Here is a 16,276-nt window from a genome sequence, read left to right on the forward strand (position 1 = left end):
AACTGACTATCAACTTTATGGCGGGCTCCCGTCCAGATGGATTTCGGCTCGCGTTAGACCCTGATGGCCACCTTCTGCGCATGATTGGCGATTAAATATTGGGTGAATAATAGATAGCTGCATTGATAGCCCATCGCCACATAACCGAAGGAAATATGCCCTATCCGCATAATTCTTTCGGTTGATACATCAAGCATCCCCGACGTCATATTCATGACGGCTATCACAATCAGCACATTGTGATTTCCCAAGCTGCATTGCACCGTCTAAATTTGAATAAAAAATCTCATCCGACCACTTGCCGACACTCGCTATGGCGGAGAGAAATAACAATAATGGAGACTGCAATGTTAACTTACCCTCATCTGCTCACCCCGCTGGACCTGGGTTTTACTACCCTAAAAAATCGCATCTTAATGGGGTCAATGCACACCGGGCTGGAGGAGTTACCCGATGGCCCACAGCGCCTGGCCGCGTTCTATGCTGAGCGCGCCGCTGGCGGCGTTGGTCTGATTGTCACCGGCGGTATTGCCCCCAATAAAAAGGGCGTCGTTTATCAGGGCGCATCGGTGTTAAATGACGCCACACAAGTGCCGCACCATCAAATTGTCACCGAGGCCGTGCATCGTGCTGGCGGTAAGATAGCCCTACAAATTCTGCATGCTGGCCGCTACAGCTACCAAAAACAGCCCGTCGCCCCCTCGCCACTCCAAGCGCCGATTAACCCTTTCGCTCCCCAGGCCTTAAGCCACGATGAGGTGCTGCAAACCATTGCCGACTTCGCAAACTGCGCGCGATTAGCCAAGCAAGCTGGCTATGATGGTGTCGAGGTGATGGGTTCTGAAGGGTATTTAATTAATCAATTTCTAGCTGCCCGAACTAATCACCGCGATGATGACTGGGGCGGTAATTTCACTCGGCGGATGCGCTTTGCCGTAGAAATCGTGCGGGCCGTGCGGCAGGCGACCGGGCCTGATTTTATCTTGATTTACCGCCTTTCTATGCTCGATTTAGTGGAGGAAGGCTCCAACTGGGATGAGATTGAACAGCTGGCTCGGGCTATTGAACACGCCGGTGCCACCATCATTAACACCGGCATAGGCTGGCATGAGGCCAGAATCCCGACGATCGCCACCATGGTGCCACGTGCCGGATTCAGCTGGGTGACTCGTAAATTGATGGGTAAAGTGAATATTCCGCTGATCACCACCAACCGGATTAATGACCCCGCAGTTGCAGAGCAAGTTCTGACCGACGGCTGTGCTGACATGGTGTCGATGGCGCGCCCTTTCCTCGCCGATGCTGCTTTTGTCCAAAAAGCCGCTCAAGACCGGGCTGATGAAATTAACACCTGCATTGGATGCAATCAGGCCTGTTTGGATCAAATTTTCGACGGGAAACTAACCTCATGCTTGGTCAATCCCCGCGCCTGCCGTGAAACTGAAATGCCCATATTACCGACAGAAGTGCCCAAGCGCCTCGCCGTGGTCGGTTCTGGCCCTGCCGGATTGGCTTTCGCCGTCACGGCCGCCAGCCGTGGTCACCAGGTCACACTATTTGATGCCGCCCCCGATATTGGCGGTCAGTTTAATATTGCTAAGCAGATCCCCGGCAAAGAAGAGTTCTACGAGACACTGCGTTATTTCCGCCGTCAATTAACACTGCATGGTGTTATTCAGCAGTTAAATACGCCAGTCAATGCACCGCAACTGGCTGATTTTGATGAAGTGATCCTCGCCTGTGGGATTCAGCCGCGCTTGCCCGATATTAAAGGCATCGACCATCCCAACGTATTGACTTATCTGGATGTATTACGCGACAAAAAGCCGGTGGGTGAGCGGGTGGCCATTATTGGCGCGGGCGGAATTGGCTTTGATACGGCCGAATACCTGAGCCAATCGGGCGATGCCAGTAGCTTGAATAGCCACGAATTTTGTCACGAATGGGGCATTGATAGCGATTTAGCTCATCGCGGGGGATTAGCCCCAGAGGGTGGCAAAGTTCCGCCATCGCCGCGCCAGATTTTTCTATTACAGCGAAAAGCCAGTAAAGTCGGTGAAGGGTTGGGGAGAACCACCGGCTGGATCCACCGCGCCAGTCTGTCTATGCGTGGCGTGAAGATGCTCAACGGGGTGAGTTACGAAAGTATTGATGATGAAGGCTTGCATATCATTCGTGCAGAACAGGCCAGTTGCCTTCCGGTCGATACCATTATTATCTGCGCCGGCCAGGAGCCACGCCGAGAGTTGCACCAGCCCTTGCTGGATATGGGCAAAACCGTGCATTTGATTGGCGGAGCTGACGTCGCCGCAGAGCTAGATGCTCGCCGAGCTATTGATCAGGGAACACGTCTGGCCCTCGCCATATAGCAGAGACCACGCCCGGCCATTCATTGGCGTTGCAGCACATGAACACCGCCGCAACGCCAAGGACAAAGCAGAGTTAGAAATCGCTGTACGACATATCCAAGCTCCCAGAACCACCGCCCTCAGAGCGGGATGAGGCCTTTTTCACCGCCTTAAGCACCATAAACTTCTGGTTGGAATCCAGCGTCTCACAGTTACCAAACAAACGATTCAGTTTGTGGAAGTAATCCAGATGACGGTTCCCGACAATCATCAACTCGCCGCCCACTTTTAAGCAACGTTTAGCATCACAGAACATCTGCCAGGCCACGTGGTCACTGACGGCATGTTGTTGATGGAATGGCGGGTTACACAGCACCAATTGCAGGCTCTCACGCGCCACGCCAGCCAAACCGTGACTCACCATAAACTCACAGCGCGCTAAATCCTGTGGCCGATTATAGGTGATATTCAGCTCGCTGGACGCCACCGCCATGTAGGATTCATCGACAAACAGCACTTCTGCTAATGGATTTTGCTCCAGCGCGATTAAGCCGACGACGCCATTACCACAGCCCAGATCGGCAATTTTACCTTCCACATCATAGGGTAGGATTTCCATGAAGAAGCGCGCACCAATATCCAAATTATTGCGAGAAAATACATTCGCATGGTTATGAATGACATATTCGGTGTTTGCCAATGGCCAATCTGTGGTGGTGGGTGCTGCTGGCTGTGGGATATCGGCCACTTCACAGTGAATCAGCCGTGCCTTTTTCCATGCCAACGTCGTTTTGGTCGGCCCCAGAATTTTTTCAAACAATTGCAGGGTCGAATTGTGTACATCGCGGGATTTCGCACCGGCAATAATCACGGTGTCCGGCGCGACAACCTGGCGCAAAGCATGCAGTTGATGCTCCAACAGCGCTAAGGCTTTAGGGATCTTAATCACCACCAGCTTAGGGGCCTCGGGCAAGGCATCCATGCTGCTGAGCAATGTGACGGCATCTTCATCCAGATGATTTAAACGCAAATTATGCGCCGTGGCCAATTGACTCATATAAGAGTCACTGACACTAAATGGACGATAAGCATGTAAAGCACAAGTCAAGGTCCCAAATTGATCGTTGAACACCAGCACTGGCCGGCCGTCGATTTGGCTTAAGTCAATGTTTTGTAGCAGATATTCATCTGCTGCTTCCCATGCCTGTAAGGTATTGGAATTTTCTTGTGGCGGGAAACGTTCCAGCTCAAGGCTTTGTGTCCCCAGTAAGAGTTGGCTCATCACCGCTCCTGAATAATAAATTTGGCCTGTTTATCCCCTAAAATGGGCGCTCAGTAAAATGTTTTTTTGCTTAAATGCCATTTAATCGCCACCAGAACCAGCAAAAGCGGGAGATGCTGGGGCCATGGCGGGGAAAACCAGCTGAAAACGACTCGAGCTAGTTGGATGCAGCGCATATTTTACGCCGCCCAAATCATTAGTCAGCCTTAGTTTCATGTTAACTCATTATCAATCGATACTATTTCGGTTAGCTCAACATAAAATACTCAGCCAGATAAATTTTAATTGCTTATTAATTTCATATTATGACTCACTTATAAATCCAATTAAATATATTAGCAAAAAAAATAATAATTAATTTCAATACCAAGTGGGAAATTATTAATTACAAATAATATTTTTATATCAATTACCAGGACGGTAAAACAATAATGTATATATCAAATATGATTCAATCAAAATATCGAATCCTTGCCCGGAATATATTTTCAAATCATGTCAAATATCGGTTATCTCCATGTGCCACAGCTATTGGCGCTCTGTTGTTGGTATGCAGTAATACTGTTGCATGGGCGAATGTCGAAACTGGGGGCGAGCCACACCTCAGACTGCCCCCCAGACCGCTGACACAGCTACAGGAAATGCTACAACATGAGCAGTATTTGCTAGATGATCTAGATAAAGTGAATACAACGAAGAAGCAGTTACACGGCTTATTATTCACCGAAGAACTTCAGCAGTCCGAAGAGGCAAGGCAGGAACTGAGGACGCTAGAAGAGCAAGGGGAGTATCTAAATAGGCAACTCAGTCAGCATCAGTATAACTTGCAACAAGCAGAGCAGCAGTTTCTGCAGTATAACCCCCACCTGGGGGATGTGTTAGATTTAGATGATTTAGATGAAGAAAAGCGAGTTATTAAACAACGGCAGCAACAAAAAAGCTACGATTTAAAACAAACGAGTCGGCAGCAACAAACTGACTCTACAGCAGAAAATACACCGGCAGTTGGGCCTGTAGCTGAACCGAAAGCCAAGCCCGCCGTCCAAACTAAAGTCGCGAGCAAATCGCCATCCCGCAGCAAGAAAAAGGCCCTTGCGCCGGCACCTAAACCCGCCATTATCATTAGCCACAATCCGCAAGCCGGTAACTATTTAGCTAACCAAGCAGCCGCTCAACAGATGTTTATGGCCGATGATTTACACCATCGTCAGAGAGAAATTCGCTACATTGACCCCATCACCGGCGAGCAAAAAGTCAGCAGCATGTGGCTCAATACCTCAGCAGCCAAAAGCCGCTTTAACTCTGGTAATAGCCAACTACAAACAAAAAGTCACCGCTATGCTATCCAACTGGGAGGAACCCTGAGTCAATGGAGCAGTGGCGCAGGTGATCTCGGGACGTTAGGGATAACCACGGGCCTGGGTAAATCTACCAACCGCAGCCATTCTAGCGCCACTCAGCATCAGGCTCAGGGCTCTGTTGATGGTTATAACCTCGGTTTATATCACATCTGGTATGCCGATAATCAGACTCGACTCGGGCCTTATATTGACCTGCTGACACAATATGGCTGGTTTAATAATCAAGTTAAAGCACACCACGTGATCTCAGGGGCAAATTATAAGTCTTATGTATTTACTGGCGCATTGGAAACAGGCTACAAAGTTCAATTGGTCGAAACAGCAGACTCGCGGCTACTTATCCAGCCGAAAGCAAAGGTTTCTTGGCAGCGAATGAGCGGGATGCAATATAAAGAAGCCACAGGAACCCAAATAATGATTGAGGAAAGCCAGGCAGTGGCAACTAAATTAGGGATACGCACCGCATTAGAGTTGGATATCGCGACCTTGTCTTCTACCAAAACCCTGCAACTCAGCCCGTCCTTTGAGGCCAATTGGATTCATAACAGTGATAACAAAGGGATATGGTTTGGCACCACAAATATTAAGCCACAAGGAAACAGCAATATTGCTGACCTTAAGTTAGGTATTGAAGCGAATATCGACAGTCACTTGCGCTTGTGGACTCATTTAGGCCATCAATTAGGTGGCAGTCGCTACAGCGATACGCAAGCCACTTTGGGGGCAAACTACCGTTTCTAAACAGGTAACCGTTGAGTCAGTCAAGCTTTCCCCCATATCAGCACAGCGGCTATCGCCATGAGTTGATATGGGTAACTTTTGCTTGAACCATGAGACTTTCTCTTCTCCCCGCGGTCAACTTAAGCTGGCTATTTTTGTTCCAATAGCCGCCTTTTGTCTAACTCACTGAAAAAAGCTATTATCATCGTCAATAATACACAAACCCAGCCAGGGTAAATGCATATGCAGGAACTCACCTATCTGCAAGGTTATCCCGAACATCTACAATCACAAGTACACCAACTCATCACTGAGCAGCGGTTAGGCAATGTATTACGCCAGCGCTATCCGCAACCTCATGATTACAATACAGATAAAATGCTTTACCAATATACGGTTGATTTAAAAAACCAGTATCTGCGCAATGCTCAGCCGCTCAGTAAAGTTGCTTATGACAGTAAAATTCAAGTCATGAAGCATGCGCTGGGCCTGCATACCGCCATCTCCAGAGTGCAAGGTGGTAAATTAAAGGCCAAAGCGGAAATCCGGGTCGCGACGGTATTTAAAAATGCCCCTGAAGCTTTTCTGAAAATGATTGTGGTGCATGAATTAGCACATTTGAAAGAGAAAGATCACAACAAAGCATTCTACAGTTTGTGCTGCCATATGGAGCCGCAATATCATCAGTTAGAATTTGACACGCGCCTCTATCTGACACACTTGGATCTGTTTGGCACGATTTACTAGCTTTTGACTGCTATACCCCATAGCTTTATGGTGTGGTAAGGCTGTAAATGCACTCACTGGCAATATGCAAGATAAAGAGCCATAAACTAATCCGTTGATTTTAGGGCGGTTCAATGTGTTTTTCTTCTGCAGGAATGGAGTTCACTATGATTCGCTTCGCGGTTATTGGCACTAATTGGATTACGGCCCGCTTTGTTGATGCTGCCCATGAAAGTGGCAAAATGAAATTGGTGGCGGTTTACTCGCGTAAGATAGAGCAAGCCAAAGAGTTTGGTGGTGATTATAACGTCACTGAATACTTTGATAACCTTGAGGCAATGGCAGCAAGCAATCAGATTGATGCCGTGTATATCGCCAGCCCCAACTCGTTGCACTACCCGCAAGCCAAGCTGTTCCTCAGTCACAAGAAACATGTTATTTGTGAAAAGTCACTGGCATCAAATTTCGCTGAAGTCGACGCCTTGGTTGCCTGTGCTCGCGAGCACGACGTGGTGCTATTCGAAGCATTTAAAACGGCCTACCTTCCTAATTTTATTCAATTAAAACAGTCGCTACCGCGAGTAGGAAAACTGCGCAAAGTTTTTCTCAATTTCTGCCAATATTCATCACGTTACCAGCGCTATCTAAATGGTGAAAACCCAAATACCTTTAATCCTGCATTTTCTAATGGCTCTATCATGGATATTGGCTACTATTGCCTTGCCAGCGCCCTGGCATTATGGGGAGCGCCTAAATCAGTGTTTGCGAGCGCCAGCTTATTACCGAGCGGCGTGGATGCCCACGGCACAGTTTGTCTGAATTATGGTGACTTTGATGTGGTGATTATCCACTCAAAAGTGAGCCAATCCGACATTCCCAGCGAAATTCAGGGCGAAGATGGCTCGTTAGTTATTGAAAGCATTTCGGAATGTTCGTCCGTGGCCTTTACCCCTCGCGGCAGCCACTCACAAGATCTGACGCAGCCCCAGCATATTAATACTATGCTGTATGAAGCTGAGGTTTTTGCCCATTTAGTCGAAAACAAGCAGGTGGAGCACGACGGCTTGCAGTTGTCATTGCTGACGTCACGAATCCAGACAGATATCCGCCGCCAAACCGGCATTATCTTTCCAGCCGATTCTCAACCCCTGCATTAAGTTAATTTTTTGTTTCAGTGATTGACCTGTGAGCCATTTTCAATTATTTTTGCGCGGCAAAGGGGAGTAACTTCATTGCCGGTCTGCCGTCATTACGGTGCGAAAGCACCCGGTTACCGGGCAACCTCATTAATGTACCAGCATCTGTTTAGATGCTGCTATAACCCAAAAAAATTCAAGTTGCAGCAAGGCGGCGAGTGGTGAATCCCTAAACTTACATGAGTAAGTCATTGGGGTGAATGCAAATAGCCAACACCTATGCAGTTTGAATGATGATGGGAATACATTAATAGAGTTGTAAGTGAGACCTTGCCGGAAGGCGAGGTTTGCTTGCAGCTCAGACACAGCGGCTGGCGTCTTCCGACGTTGGCCGTTTTTGTTTTTATGAGGTTCCTAATGATGAATACCGTGGGTACACCTTTATTGTGGGGGTGTTTTGCCGTTGTTGTGACAATCATGCTCGCCATCGACTTATTATTGCAGGGGCGTCGTGGTTCACAAACTATGACACTGCGCCAGGCTGCTTGTTGGTCGTTGGTGTGGGTGGGCTTATCTTTGCTGTTTAACGCCGGATTCTGGTGGTATTTGGCCGAAACAATGGGCCGAGAAATCGCCGATAAACAAGCATTGGCTTTCCTGACCGGCTATCTGATTGAAAAAGCACTTGCCGTCGATAACGTCTTCGTTTGGCTGATGCTATTTAGCTATTTTGCTGTTCCTGCCAATTTGCAGCGCCGAGTCCTGATTTACGGGGTACTGGGTGCTATCGTGCTGCGTACCATCATGATTTTTGCCGGAAGCTGGTTGGTATCGCAATTTAGCTGGATTCTATATCTGTTTGGCGCTTTTCTACTGTTTACCGGCATCAAGATGGCATTGGCGAAAGAAGACAATACGCCGATTGGCGAAAAGCCGCTGGTGCGGTGGATTCGCAATCATCTGCGCATGACTGACGAGCTGCATGGCGACCGCTTTACCGTGCGTAAAAACGGCCTGCTCTATGCTACACCGCTGGTATTGGTATTAATTCTGGTTGAACTGAGCGACGTGATTTTTGCTGTGGATAGCATCCCAGCGATTTTTGCTGTCACTACCGATCCCTTTATTGTCTTGACCTCTAACCTGTTTGCGATTTTAGGTTTGCGAGCGATGTATTTCTTGTTAGCAAACGTGGCTGAACGTTTCTCCATGTTGAAATACGGCCTCTCCGTCATTTTGGTGTTTATCGGTGTGAAAATGATGATTATCGACCTATTCCATATCCCTATTGGCATTTCATTAGGTGTGGTAGCCGGTATTCTGGCCCTGACATTGTTAATTAATGCTTGGGTAAATCATCGAGCAGACAAGCGTTTAACAGCAGATAAGACTGCCGATAAATAATCAATATCACGATACAATATATTATTCGGGGCAGCTAATGCCCCGCATTTATCTCGCTAATGCCACCAACAGCCAAATGTTATTGCCATCACACAAATGTAAATGAAATGTTATGCAAATTTGATCCACATTGGATTTTGCTGATTGTTTCTTTCCTGCTCAATAGATTCCCTTATACTGTCAAAGCAAACACACCAAGTTACAAATAATATTAAGTTACAGGTGTGGAAACTCAGCATTGGGCCACGTTCCGGCCCATAGGTGAATTAACTAAAGATTTGGGAAGAGGTATCACTGGAAACTATGGAAAAGACACAGTCTGGCTTTATCGGATTTATTATCCGCGGCAGTTTGGTTAAGCAGATTCTGGTCGGTTTGATTGCCGGGATTATTTTAGCGCTAATCTCCACGCAGGCCGCACTGGCGGTGGGTTTGTTGGGGACATTGTTCGTCGGCGCTTTAAAAGCTGTCGCCCCGGTGTTGGTTTTGATGCTGGTTATGGCCTCCATTGCTAATCATAAACAAGGTCAAAAAACCAATATTCGCCCTATTTTGTTTTTATATCTATTAGGCACTTTCTCAGCAGCACTGATTGCTGTTGCTGTCAGTTTTATGTTCCCGTCAACATTGGTGTTGGCCACTCAGAATGCGGATATCACCCCGCCCGGTGGCATTGTTGACGTACTGAAAGGCTTGCTAAACAGTGTGATTGCCAACCCAATCCATGCGCTGCTGAATGCAAATTATATCGGCATTCTGGCCTGGGCCATCGGCCTGGGTATCGCGCTACGCCATGCCGCTGATACTACTAAGGCATTGATTAATGATATGTCTGATGCTGTGACCGTGGTAGTCCGCGTGGTGATCCGTTTTGCACCACTGGGTATTTTTGGTCTGGTGGCCTCCACCATGGCAGAAACTGGCTTTGGGGTGCTGCTGGGCTATGCGCACCTGCTGGCCGTATTGATTGGTTGTATGCTGGTGGTGGCATTGATAGTCAACCCACTGATTGTATACTGGAAAATCCGTAGAAACCCTTATCCACTGGTATTTGCCTGCTTGCGGGAAAGTGGCGTTACGGCGTTCTTTACCCGCAGTTCAGCCGCAAATATTCCCGTGAATATGGAGATGTGCAAGAAGATGAACTTGCACGAAGATACTTACTCGGTTTCTATCCCCTTGGGCGCCACCATCAATATGGCCGGCGCGGCCATCACTATCACCGTGCTGACCTTGGCGGCAGTTCATACTTTAGGCATCACGGTGGACTTACCCACCGCGCTGTTGTTGAGTGTGGTTGCGGCGGTCAGTGCTTGCGGGGCATCGGGTGTCGCCGGTGGTTCATTGCTGCTGATTCCACTGGCGTGCGGCATGTTTGGCATTCCAAACGAAATCGCCATGCAAGTGGTGGCGGTTGGTTTCATCATTGGCGTCTTGCAGGATTCAGCTGAAACTGCACTGAACTCCTCAACTGACGTTATCTTCACCGCCGCCGCGTGCCAGGCCGACGATGCCAGACTGGCGAATCCGGATCCGCTGGCAAACCGTAAAAGTATCTGATTTTTAATCGACAGGAGATGGGGGCTATCTGGCCCCCATTTTTAGAGGGTAACTTCTTCTTTTGCCGCTTTCTTTTCTACCTTAAAGGGATCTATCCCTTTTAATTGCAGGCGGCGGAAACGGATAATATTAAAACCGTTAAGCAGCAAGAAACTGCCTTCAATCAATGACCCCCCAATAGACCCCAACCAAACATTATGAATAACCCAGCACACTGTGGACACCCACATCACACAGCGGGTTGTCAGGCCAGTGGTGCGAAATATCGCCCAAGTGCTGATAACAGTGCCGAAAATTGGCAATATTTCCACTGCGTGTTGCATGCGCCATAGGCCAAAAGCCAGTGTCAGGGCGATAAAAACTATCATCGCAATATTACTGCGGGTTTTGGCTGCCACCAGATTACGCAGTGCATTGAGCATTGCACTGCTGCCGGCGGCGCTGGCTCCCATCAGGAAAAAATGGCAGCCAATAATGGCGCTGTAGGCGGAAAGTTGGAGTCTAAAACGCCGTTCATCACGATTAAAAAACATGGTGATACCGACAAAAAATGCCAGTACACCAACGGCTTGAGCAAACCAATAGAAAGTCATGGTGGGGGGATCCTGATGTACGATTACCGTACAAATTAATAATCAAACGGCACTAGCCTACACCCTTGAAGCCGCAGAATATCACCTGCGACTCCAATTATTTTGGCTATAGCGTCTTATCCATAAAAAATAAAACACCGTTTCATATTAATCAAAAGACACATTATTTACAAGGTTACACCACTTTTAAAGATTGCCAGTTCGCGGAAGTCATTCACTTCATTGCGCGCCGGTTTACCGCTGGCAATATTGACTATCAAATCAACAAACTCGGTCAGCAATGTATCCATTGGCGTGCCGTGGATCAGTTTACCGGCATCAAAATCAATCCAATGAGGCTTTTTCGCCGCCAGTTCACTGTTGGTGGCCAATTTCACTGTCGGCACAAAACCGCCGTATGGTGTGCCACGACCGGTACTGAACAGCACCATATGGCAACCCGCCCCGGCTAATGCACTGGTGGCGACGGCGTCATTACCCGGTGCACTGAGTAAATTTAGGCCAGGGCGCTGCAAGCGCTCGCCATATTTCAACACATCGACCACTTGGCTCTGACCCGCTTTTTGGGTGCAGCCCAAGGATTTTTCTTCCAGCGTGGTGATGCCACCGGCTTTATTACCCGGTGATGGGTTTTCATAAATCGGCTGATTATGGGCAATAAAGTACTGTTTGAAGTCATTGACCATGCTGACGGTCTTTTCAAAGGTCACTTCATCGCGGCAGCGGCTCATCAGAATTCGCTCAGCGCCGAACATTTCCGGCACTTCGGTCAGAACGGATGTTCCGCCATTGGCAATCACATAGTCGGAGAAACGCCCCAGCAACGGGTTAGCGGTAATCCCTGATAACCCATCAGAACCGCCACATTCCAGACCAAACTTCAGCTCACTCAACTTGCCCGGCACTCGCTGGTCATTGCGCATCACTTGATATAAAGCATGCAAATGCTCAAGACCAGCTTCAACTTCATCATCCTGCTGCTGACAGACCATAAAGTGCACGCGATCTTCATCAACTTTGCCCAACGTGGTTTGGAAAACGTCGACCTGATTGTTTTCACATCCCAGCCCAATCACCAGCACCGCGCCAGCATTAGGGTGGCGCACCATGTTTTGCAGCATGGTGCGGGTATTTTCATGATCCTGGCCCAGTTGTGAACAGCCAAATGGGTGGCTGAACAGATAGACGCCATCAATACCTTCAGCATCTTGTGTCTCTTTCAGGAAACGCTGCTGAATTTGGCGGGCAATCCCATTGACGCAACCGACCGTCGGAATGATCCACAATTCATTGCGGATCCCGACATCGCCATTGGCGCGACGATAGATTTGGACTGCGCGATCCGCCATTTGCGGCGGCAAGTCGCTAAACTCCGGCTGATATTGATACTCATCCAGATCACTGAGATTTGTTTTAGCATTTTGCGAATGAATATGTTCGCCCGGCTGGATCAGGGTTAAAGCATGGCCGATCGGCAGACCATACTTAACGATCATTTGCCCAGGTTCAATGGCCGTTAAGGCAAATTTATGACCCCGAGCCACGGGTTGAGCCAGCTGGATGCTGAACTCTCCAATTTCTAGCGTGTCATCAGCGGCTAAGTCTTGCAGTGCGACCGCGACATTATCTAACGGGTGAATTTTTATAATACTTTGCATAGTTAAACCTTAGCTGTAGGCCGCGACTGCAGCTCTCATACCGCGATCAATGATAGTTTGCAGTTGTTCTGTCACTTGATTTGCCAGTTGCGGTACGGCGGTCAAATCCTGCCCCCAATGGTTAGCATCAGACAGCACACTGTTCACCAACTCGGCCAGTGCAATATCGCCGTGTTTTACACCATTCCACAGGGTTGCATAGCGTTCTAACCAGTGAGCATCATCCTGTAGCGGGTAAGTTTGGCCATCACGCTCACCACGATAGAAGGCCATCAGAGCAGCCAGAGCAAAGGTTAGACGTGGCGGTAATTTACCTTGCTGCTGCTGATACGTGAGCAATTGGGGCAAAATACGGGTGCGGAATTTTGTCATGCCATTCAAAGCAATAGACAATAACTGATGTTGAATAAACGGGTTACGGAAGCGGCTCAGCACCGCCTGAGAGAATGACAACAGCTCGTCTTCGGGTAAATCTAAGACCGGAACAATCTCTTCGGTAATGGTTTTTTCGACAAAACTGCTGATTTGCGCGTCATCCATGGTCTGGCCGACCGTGTCCAACCCAGACAGATAAGCCACTGGCACCAAAGCAGTGTGTGCGCCGTTCAAAATGGCCACTTTGCGTTCTTTGTAGGGCTTGATGTCATCGACGATGCGCACATTCAGATCTAATTTATCGAGGCGAAGCTCTTGCGCCAACTCTTTTGGCCCTTGAATAACAAACAGATAGAAATATTCTGCCGTATCAAGGAAGCTGTCTTGATAGCCCAGCTCAGCTTGTAGCGCAGCCACTTCATCACGTGGATAACCGGTAACAATACGGTCAACCAATGTTGAGCAGAAAGTGTTATTTTCAGTCAACCATTGGGTAAATGCCGCTGGCAGTTGCCAATGACTGGCATAACGCAGCACTAACTCACGCAAAGCTGCGCCATTATAATCAATCAGTTCACACGGCAGCAGCACCCAACCTTTATCTGCCGCACCCGCAAAATGCTCAAAGCGCTCAAACAGCAAACGCGTCAATTTAGCGGGGAAAGAACTTGGAGGCGCATCACTGAATTGGTCAGCTTCATTCCAGGCAATACCGGCCTCGGTGGTGTTTGAGAACATAAAGCGGATATTAGGATCACGCGCCAGCGCCAAATATTCATCAAACTGACGGTAAATATTGATTTCCCGATTCACCGAGCGAATCAATCGCGACTCACGCACCGCCTCACCCTGCTCATTCAGACCGCGGATCACCGCAGTATACAAGCCATCCTGCGTGCTGAGTGACGGTGGAAAATCAGTGTCGATCGGGCGGATTACCACGATCCCAGCATTCAAATCGGTGTGTTCATTCAGTAAATCAATCTGCCAGTCAACAAAGGCTCGCAGGAAGTTACCCTCACCGAATTGAATAATTTTGTCAGGGTGGCTACGGCCAGGAAAGTCACGACGGTTCAGAGTTTGCATCAGGGTTCACCTCATAACGCATATAGCCGTGGGCTATCATTACTGACAGTCCTCGCTGGGCGGAGAGCTTGTCTTCCGCAGCGTAGCCGGGCGCTAAATAATCAATAAGTTATAGTCATAAGGGCCAGAAAATTGGCCCTATTTTTCGCGTAAATGGTTGTTATCTCTGGCTGTAACGATTACAGCTCGATGGCAAAATATTGCTTGGCGTTATCGAAGCAGATGTTTTTCACCATGGAACCCAGCAGCTCAATATCCGCCGGAGCTTCACCGTCTTCGACCCAACGGCCAATCATTTGGCACAGGATGCGGCGGAAGTATTCATGGCGGGTATAAGACAAGAAGCTACGGCTGTCAGTCAGCATGCCAACAAAGCGGCTCAGCAAACCAAGCTGCGCCAATTGGGTCATTTGACGTTGCATGCCATCTTTCTGGTCATTAAACCACCAGCCAGAACCAAACTGCATTTTCCCCGCCGCCCCCTCACCCTGGAAGTTACCCACCATGGTGCCGATCACTTCGTTATCACGTGGGTTCAGACAGTAGAGAATGGTTTTTGGCAAGGTATTACGCAGGCCCTGCGCATCCAACAAGCGAGACAAAGGCTGCGCCAGTGGCTGGTCATTAATAGAATCAAAGCCAATATCTGGCCCGACCAGATTGAACATGCGGCTGTTGTTGTTACGCAGTGCGCCGATGTGATACTGCTGCACCCATTCACGACGGTGATATTCACCAGACAGGAACAGCAATACGGCAGTCTTGAATTGTGCGGCCTCTTCAGCGCTTGGCTGATGACCGGCCAGACGACGAGCAAGAATGCTATCCAGAGTCGCCTCATCTGCCTCGCCGTACACCACAACATCCAGCGCATGGTCAGATACTTTACAACCATGAGCGGCAAAGTGGTCCATACGTTTGTTCAGTGCAGTACACAAATCGGCGAACCGGCTAATAGCGGTGTCAGCGGCAGCTTCCAGACGCTGCATGTAGTCGTTGAAACCCGCAGCTTCAATATTGAAAGCTTTATCCGGCCGCCAGCTTGGCAACACTTTGATATTAAAGCTGCCATCAGCAGCAATGGCTTTATGGTGGCGCAGATCATCAATCGGGTCATCAGTGGTACCGACCATTTTAACATTCATCTGCTGCATGATTCCGCGCGCAGAGAAACTGTCCTGCGCCAGTAACTCATTACCGCACTGCCAGATTTCATCTGCCGTGGCTGGGGACAATAACTTACCTGTAATACCAAATGGGCGGCGTAACTCAAGATGAGTCCAGTGATATAGTGGGTTACCGATAGTATGAGGAACCGTTGCAGCCCAAGCATCAAACTTCTCGCGGTCACTTGCATCGCCAGTACAGAAACGTTCTGCCACCCCATTAGTGCGCATAGCGCGCCATTTATAATGGTCACCTTTCAACCAGATGTCATACAGATTTTTAAAGCGGTAGTTTTCTGCAATCTGTTCTGGCGGTAAATGGCAGTGATAATCATAGATCGGTTGATCTTTTGCATAGTCATGATACAGACGACGGGCAAATTCAGTGTCGAGCAAAAAGTCTTCGGTCAAAAACTGCGCCATATTAGGTTCCTCACTTGAGTACATCTTAGAGTACTGCTTTCTGTTATCGCGAAGTTATCACACCAATTTCATCTATCGTCCAGTACTTTTTTATAGATAGAGATCGCAAAAACCTAACAAAAAGAACAAATACTCAACATTTATAGTCCATTTAGTCCCTTGCGGCACTAAGCCTGCTGAGTTCTATTATTCCCTAATTGAAAAGTGGTTTTTGTGATATCACTCAACTTTTAAATCTGTATGACAAGTTATTGTTGCGTCGCCATCAGTCATCTCATTCGCAATGTTCAAACAAATGCACTGATTTGGCCTTAATGGGAATACAGAAGAATGAGCTCCGTACCAGCACTGCGGTCTCAAATAGGGAGGGATCCCCAAAATAGTTGAAGCTATCAACAGCACACCAGGTACCACCGCATGCACAGCGATGCCGGATTG

Annotated in this window: 13 protein-coding genes; 6 read left to right on the forward strand and 7 right to left on the reverse strand. The window is 48.3% G+C overall.

All coding sequences use genetic code 11. The features are described from left to right. Window positions 1–53 precede the first annotated feature (53 nt). The gene (locus tag D5F51_RS19465) at window positions 54–236 is read right to left on the reverse strand and encodes a hypothetical protein (RefSeq protein ID WP_162301799.1); all 183 of its coding nucleotides are present in this window, start codon (window positions 234–236) and stop codon (window positions 54–56) included. A gap of 111 nt (window positions 237–347) precedes the next feature. Here D5F51_RS19465 and D5F51_RS19470 point away from each other — a divergent pair, with 111 nt between their 5' ends. Beyond that, window positions 348–2,369, forward strand: coding sequence for an NADPH-dependent 2,4-dienoyl-CoA reductase (locus D5F51_RS19470; protein WP_129198595.1), 2,022 nt, complete (start codon window positions 348–350; stop codon window positions 2,367–2,369). 73 nt (window positions 2,370–2,442) lie between these two features. Here D5F51_RS19470 and rlmG read toward each other — a convergent pair whose 3' ends face one another. Both rlmG and D5F51_RS22885 read right to left on the reverse strand, forming a co-directional pair. Further along, window positions 2,443–3,630, reverse strand: coding sequence for a 23S rRNA (guanine(1835)-N(2))-methyltransferase RlmG (rlmG, locus tag D5F51_RS19475; protein WP_025377042.1), 1,188 nt, complete (start codon window positions 3,628–3,630; stop codon window positions 2,443–2,445). 81 nt (window positions 3,631–3,711) lie between these two features. Next, entirely contained in the window at window positions 3,712–3,846 is a 135-nt protein-coding gene (locus D5F51_RS22885) for a hypothetical protein (protein ID WP_261373032.1), read from the reverse strand. Window positions 3,847–4,292: 446 nt separating this feature from the next. Here D5F51_RS22885 and D5F51_RS19480 point away from each other — a divergent pair, with 446 nt between their 5' ends. The 5 genes from D5F51_RS19480 (at window position 4,293) to sstT (ending at window position 10,537) form a co-directional block, all read left to right on the forward strand. After that, window positions 4,293–5,732, forward strand: a complete 1,440-nt coding sequence (locus D5F51_RS19480; RefSeq protein WP_245994848.1) for an autotransporter outer membrane beta-barrel domain-containing protein — start codon at window positions 4,293–4,295, stop codon at window positions 5,730–5,732. Window positions 5,733–5,954: 222 nt separating this feature from the next. Continuing rightward, window positions 5,955–6,458 (forward strand): M48 metallopeptidase family protein, encoded by a 504-nt coding sequence (locus D5F51_RS19485; protein ID WP_025377044.1) that lies wholly within the window; start codon window positions 5,955–5,957, stop codon window positions 6,456–6,458. 146 nt (window positions 6,459–6,604) lie between these two features. Beyond that, on the forward strand, window positions 6,605–7,594 hold the full coding sequence (locus D5F51_RS19490; protein ID WP_025377045.1) for a Gfo/Idh/MocA family protein: 990 nt from the start codon (window positions 6,605–6,607) through the stop codon (window positions 7,592–7,594). Window positions 7,595–7,990: 396 nt separating this feature from the next. Further along, window positions 7,991–8,977, forward strand: coding sequence for a TerC family protein (locus tag D5F51_RS19495; protein WP_025377046.1), 987 nt, complete (start codon window positions 7,991–7,993; stop codon window positions 8,975–8,977). Window positions 8,978–9,280: 303 nt separating this feature from the next. Further along, window positions 9,281–10,537 carry a serine/threonine transporter SstT gene (sstT, locus tag D5F51_RS19500; RefSeq protein WP_129198599.1) on the forward strand — a complete coding sequence of 419 codons (1,257 nt, stop codon included), beginning with the start codon at window positions 9,281–9,283 and terminating at the stop codon, window positions 10,535–10,537. Window positions 10,538–10,578: 41 nt separating this feature from the next. On the opposite strand, the gene D5F51_RS19505 is transcribed toward sstT, so the two are convergent. The 4 genes from D5F51_RS19505 to uxaC all read right to left on the reverse strand — a co-directional run bounded on the left by D5F51_RS19505 (window position 10,579) and on the right by uxaC (window position 15,838). Further along, entirely contained in the window at window positions 10,579–11,130 is a 552-nt protein-coding gene (locus D5F51_RS19505; RefSeq protein WP_129198601.1) for a YgjV family protein, read from the reverse strand. Between the two features lie 167 nt (window positions 11,131–11,297). After that, a complete protein-coding gene (locus tag D5F51_RS19510; RefSeq protein WP_129198603.1) occupies window positions 11,298–12,788 on the reverse strand; it encodes a UxaA family hydrolase in 1,491 nt (496 codons plus the stop codon). A 9-nt stretch (window positions 12,789–12,797) separates the two neighbouring features. Beyond that, entirely contained in the window at window positions 12,798–14,249 is a 1,452-nt protein-coding gene (locus D5F51_RS19515; RefSeq protein ID WP_129198604.1) for a tagaturonate reductase, read from the reverse strand. A 179-nt stretch (window positions 14,250–14,428) separates the two neighbouring features. Next, window positions 14,429–15,838: a glucuronate isomerase gene (gene uxaC, locus D5F51_RS19520; RefSeq protein ID WP_129198606.1), complete on the reverse strand. Its 1,410-nt coding sequence runs from the start codon at window positions 15,836–15,838 to the stop codon at window positions 14,429–14,431. Window positions 15,839–16,276 lie beyond the last annotated feature (438 nt).

This window comes from Yersinia hibernica (assembly GCF_004124235.1).
Taxonomy (GTDB): domain Bacteria; phylum Pseudomonadota; class Gammaproteobacteria; order Enterobacterales; family Enterobacteriaceae; genus Yersinia; species Yersinia hibernica.

Coding starts and splice junctions, on each gene's coding strand:
- D5F51_RS19470 (WP_129198595.1), top strand. CDS start 348: ATGTTAACTTACCCTCATCTGCTCACCCCGCTGGACCTGGGTTTTACT.
- rlmG (WP_025377042.1), bottom strand. CDS start 3,630: ATGAGCCAACTCTTACTGGGGACACAAAGCCTTGAGCTGGAACGTTTC.
- D5F51_RS22885 (WP_261373032.1), bottom strand. CDS start 3,846: ATGAAACTAAGGCTGACTAATGATTTGGGCGGCGTAAAATATGCGCTG.
- D5F51_RS19485 (WP_025377044.1), top strand. CDS start 5,955: ATGCAGGAACTCACCTATCTGCAAGGTTATCCCGAACATCTACAATCA.
- D5F51_RS19490 (WP_025377045.1), top strand. CDS start 6,605: ATGATTCGCTTCGCGGTTATTGGCACTAATTGGATTACGGCCCGCTTT.
- D5F51_RS19495 (WP_025377046.1), top strand. CDS start 7,991: ATGATGAATACCGTGGGTACACCTTTATTGTGGGGGTGTTTTGCCGTT.
- sstT (WP_129198599.1), top strand. CDS start 9,281: ATGGAAAAGACACAGTCTGGCTTTATCGGATTTATTATCCGCGGCAGT.
- D5F51_RS19505 (WP_129198601.1), bottom strand. CDS start 11,130: ATGACTTTCTATTGGTTTGCTCAAGCCGTTGGTGTACTGGCATTTTTT.
- D5F51_RS19510 (WP_129198603.1), bottom strand. CDS start 12,788: ATGCAAAGTATTATAAAAATTCACCCGTTAGATAATGTCGCGGTCGCA.
- D5F51_RS19515 (WP_129198604.1), bottom strand. CDS start 14,249: ATGCAAACTCTGAACCGTCGTGACTTTCCTGGCCGTAGCCACCCTGAC.
- uxaC (WP_129198606.1), bottom strand. CDS start 15,838: ATGGCGCAGTTTTTGACCGAAGACTTTTTGCTCGACACTGAATTTGCC.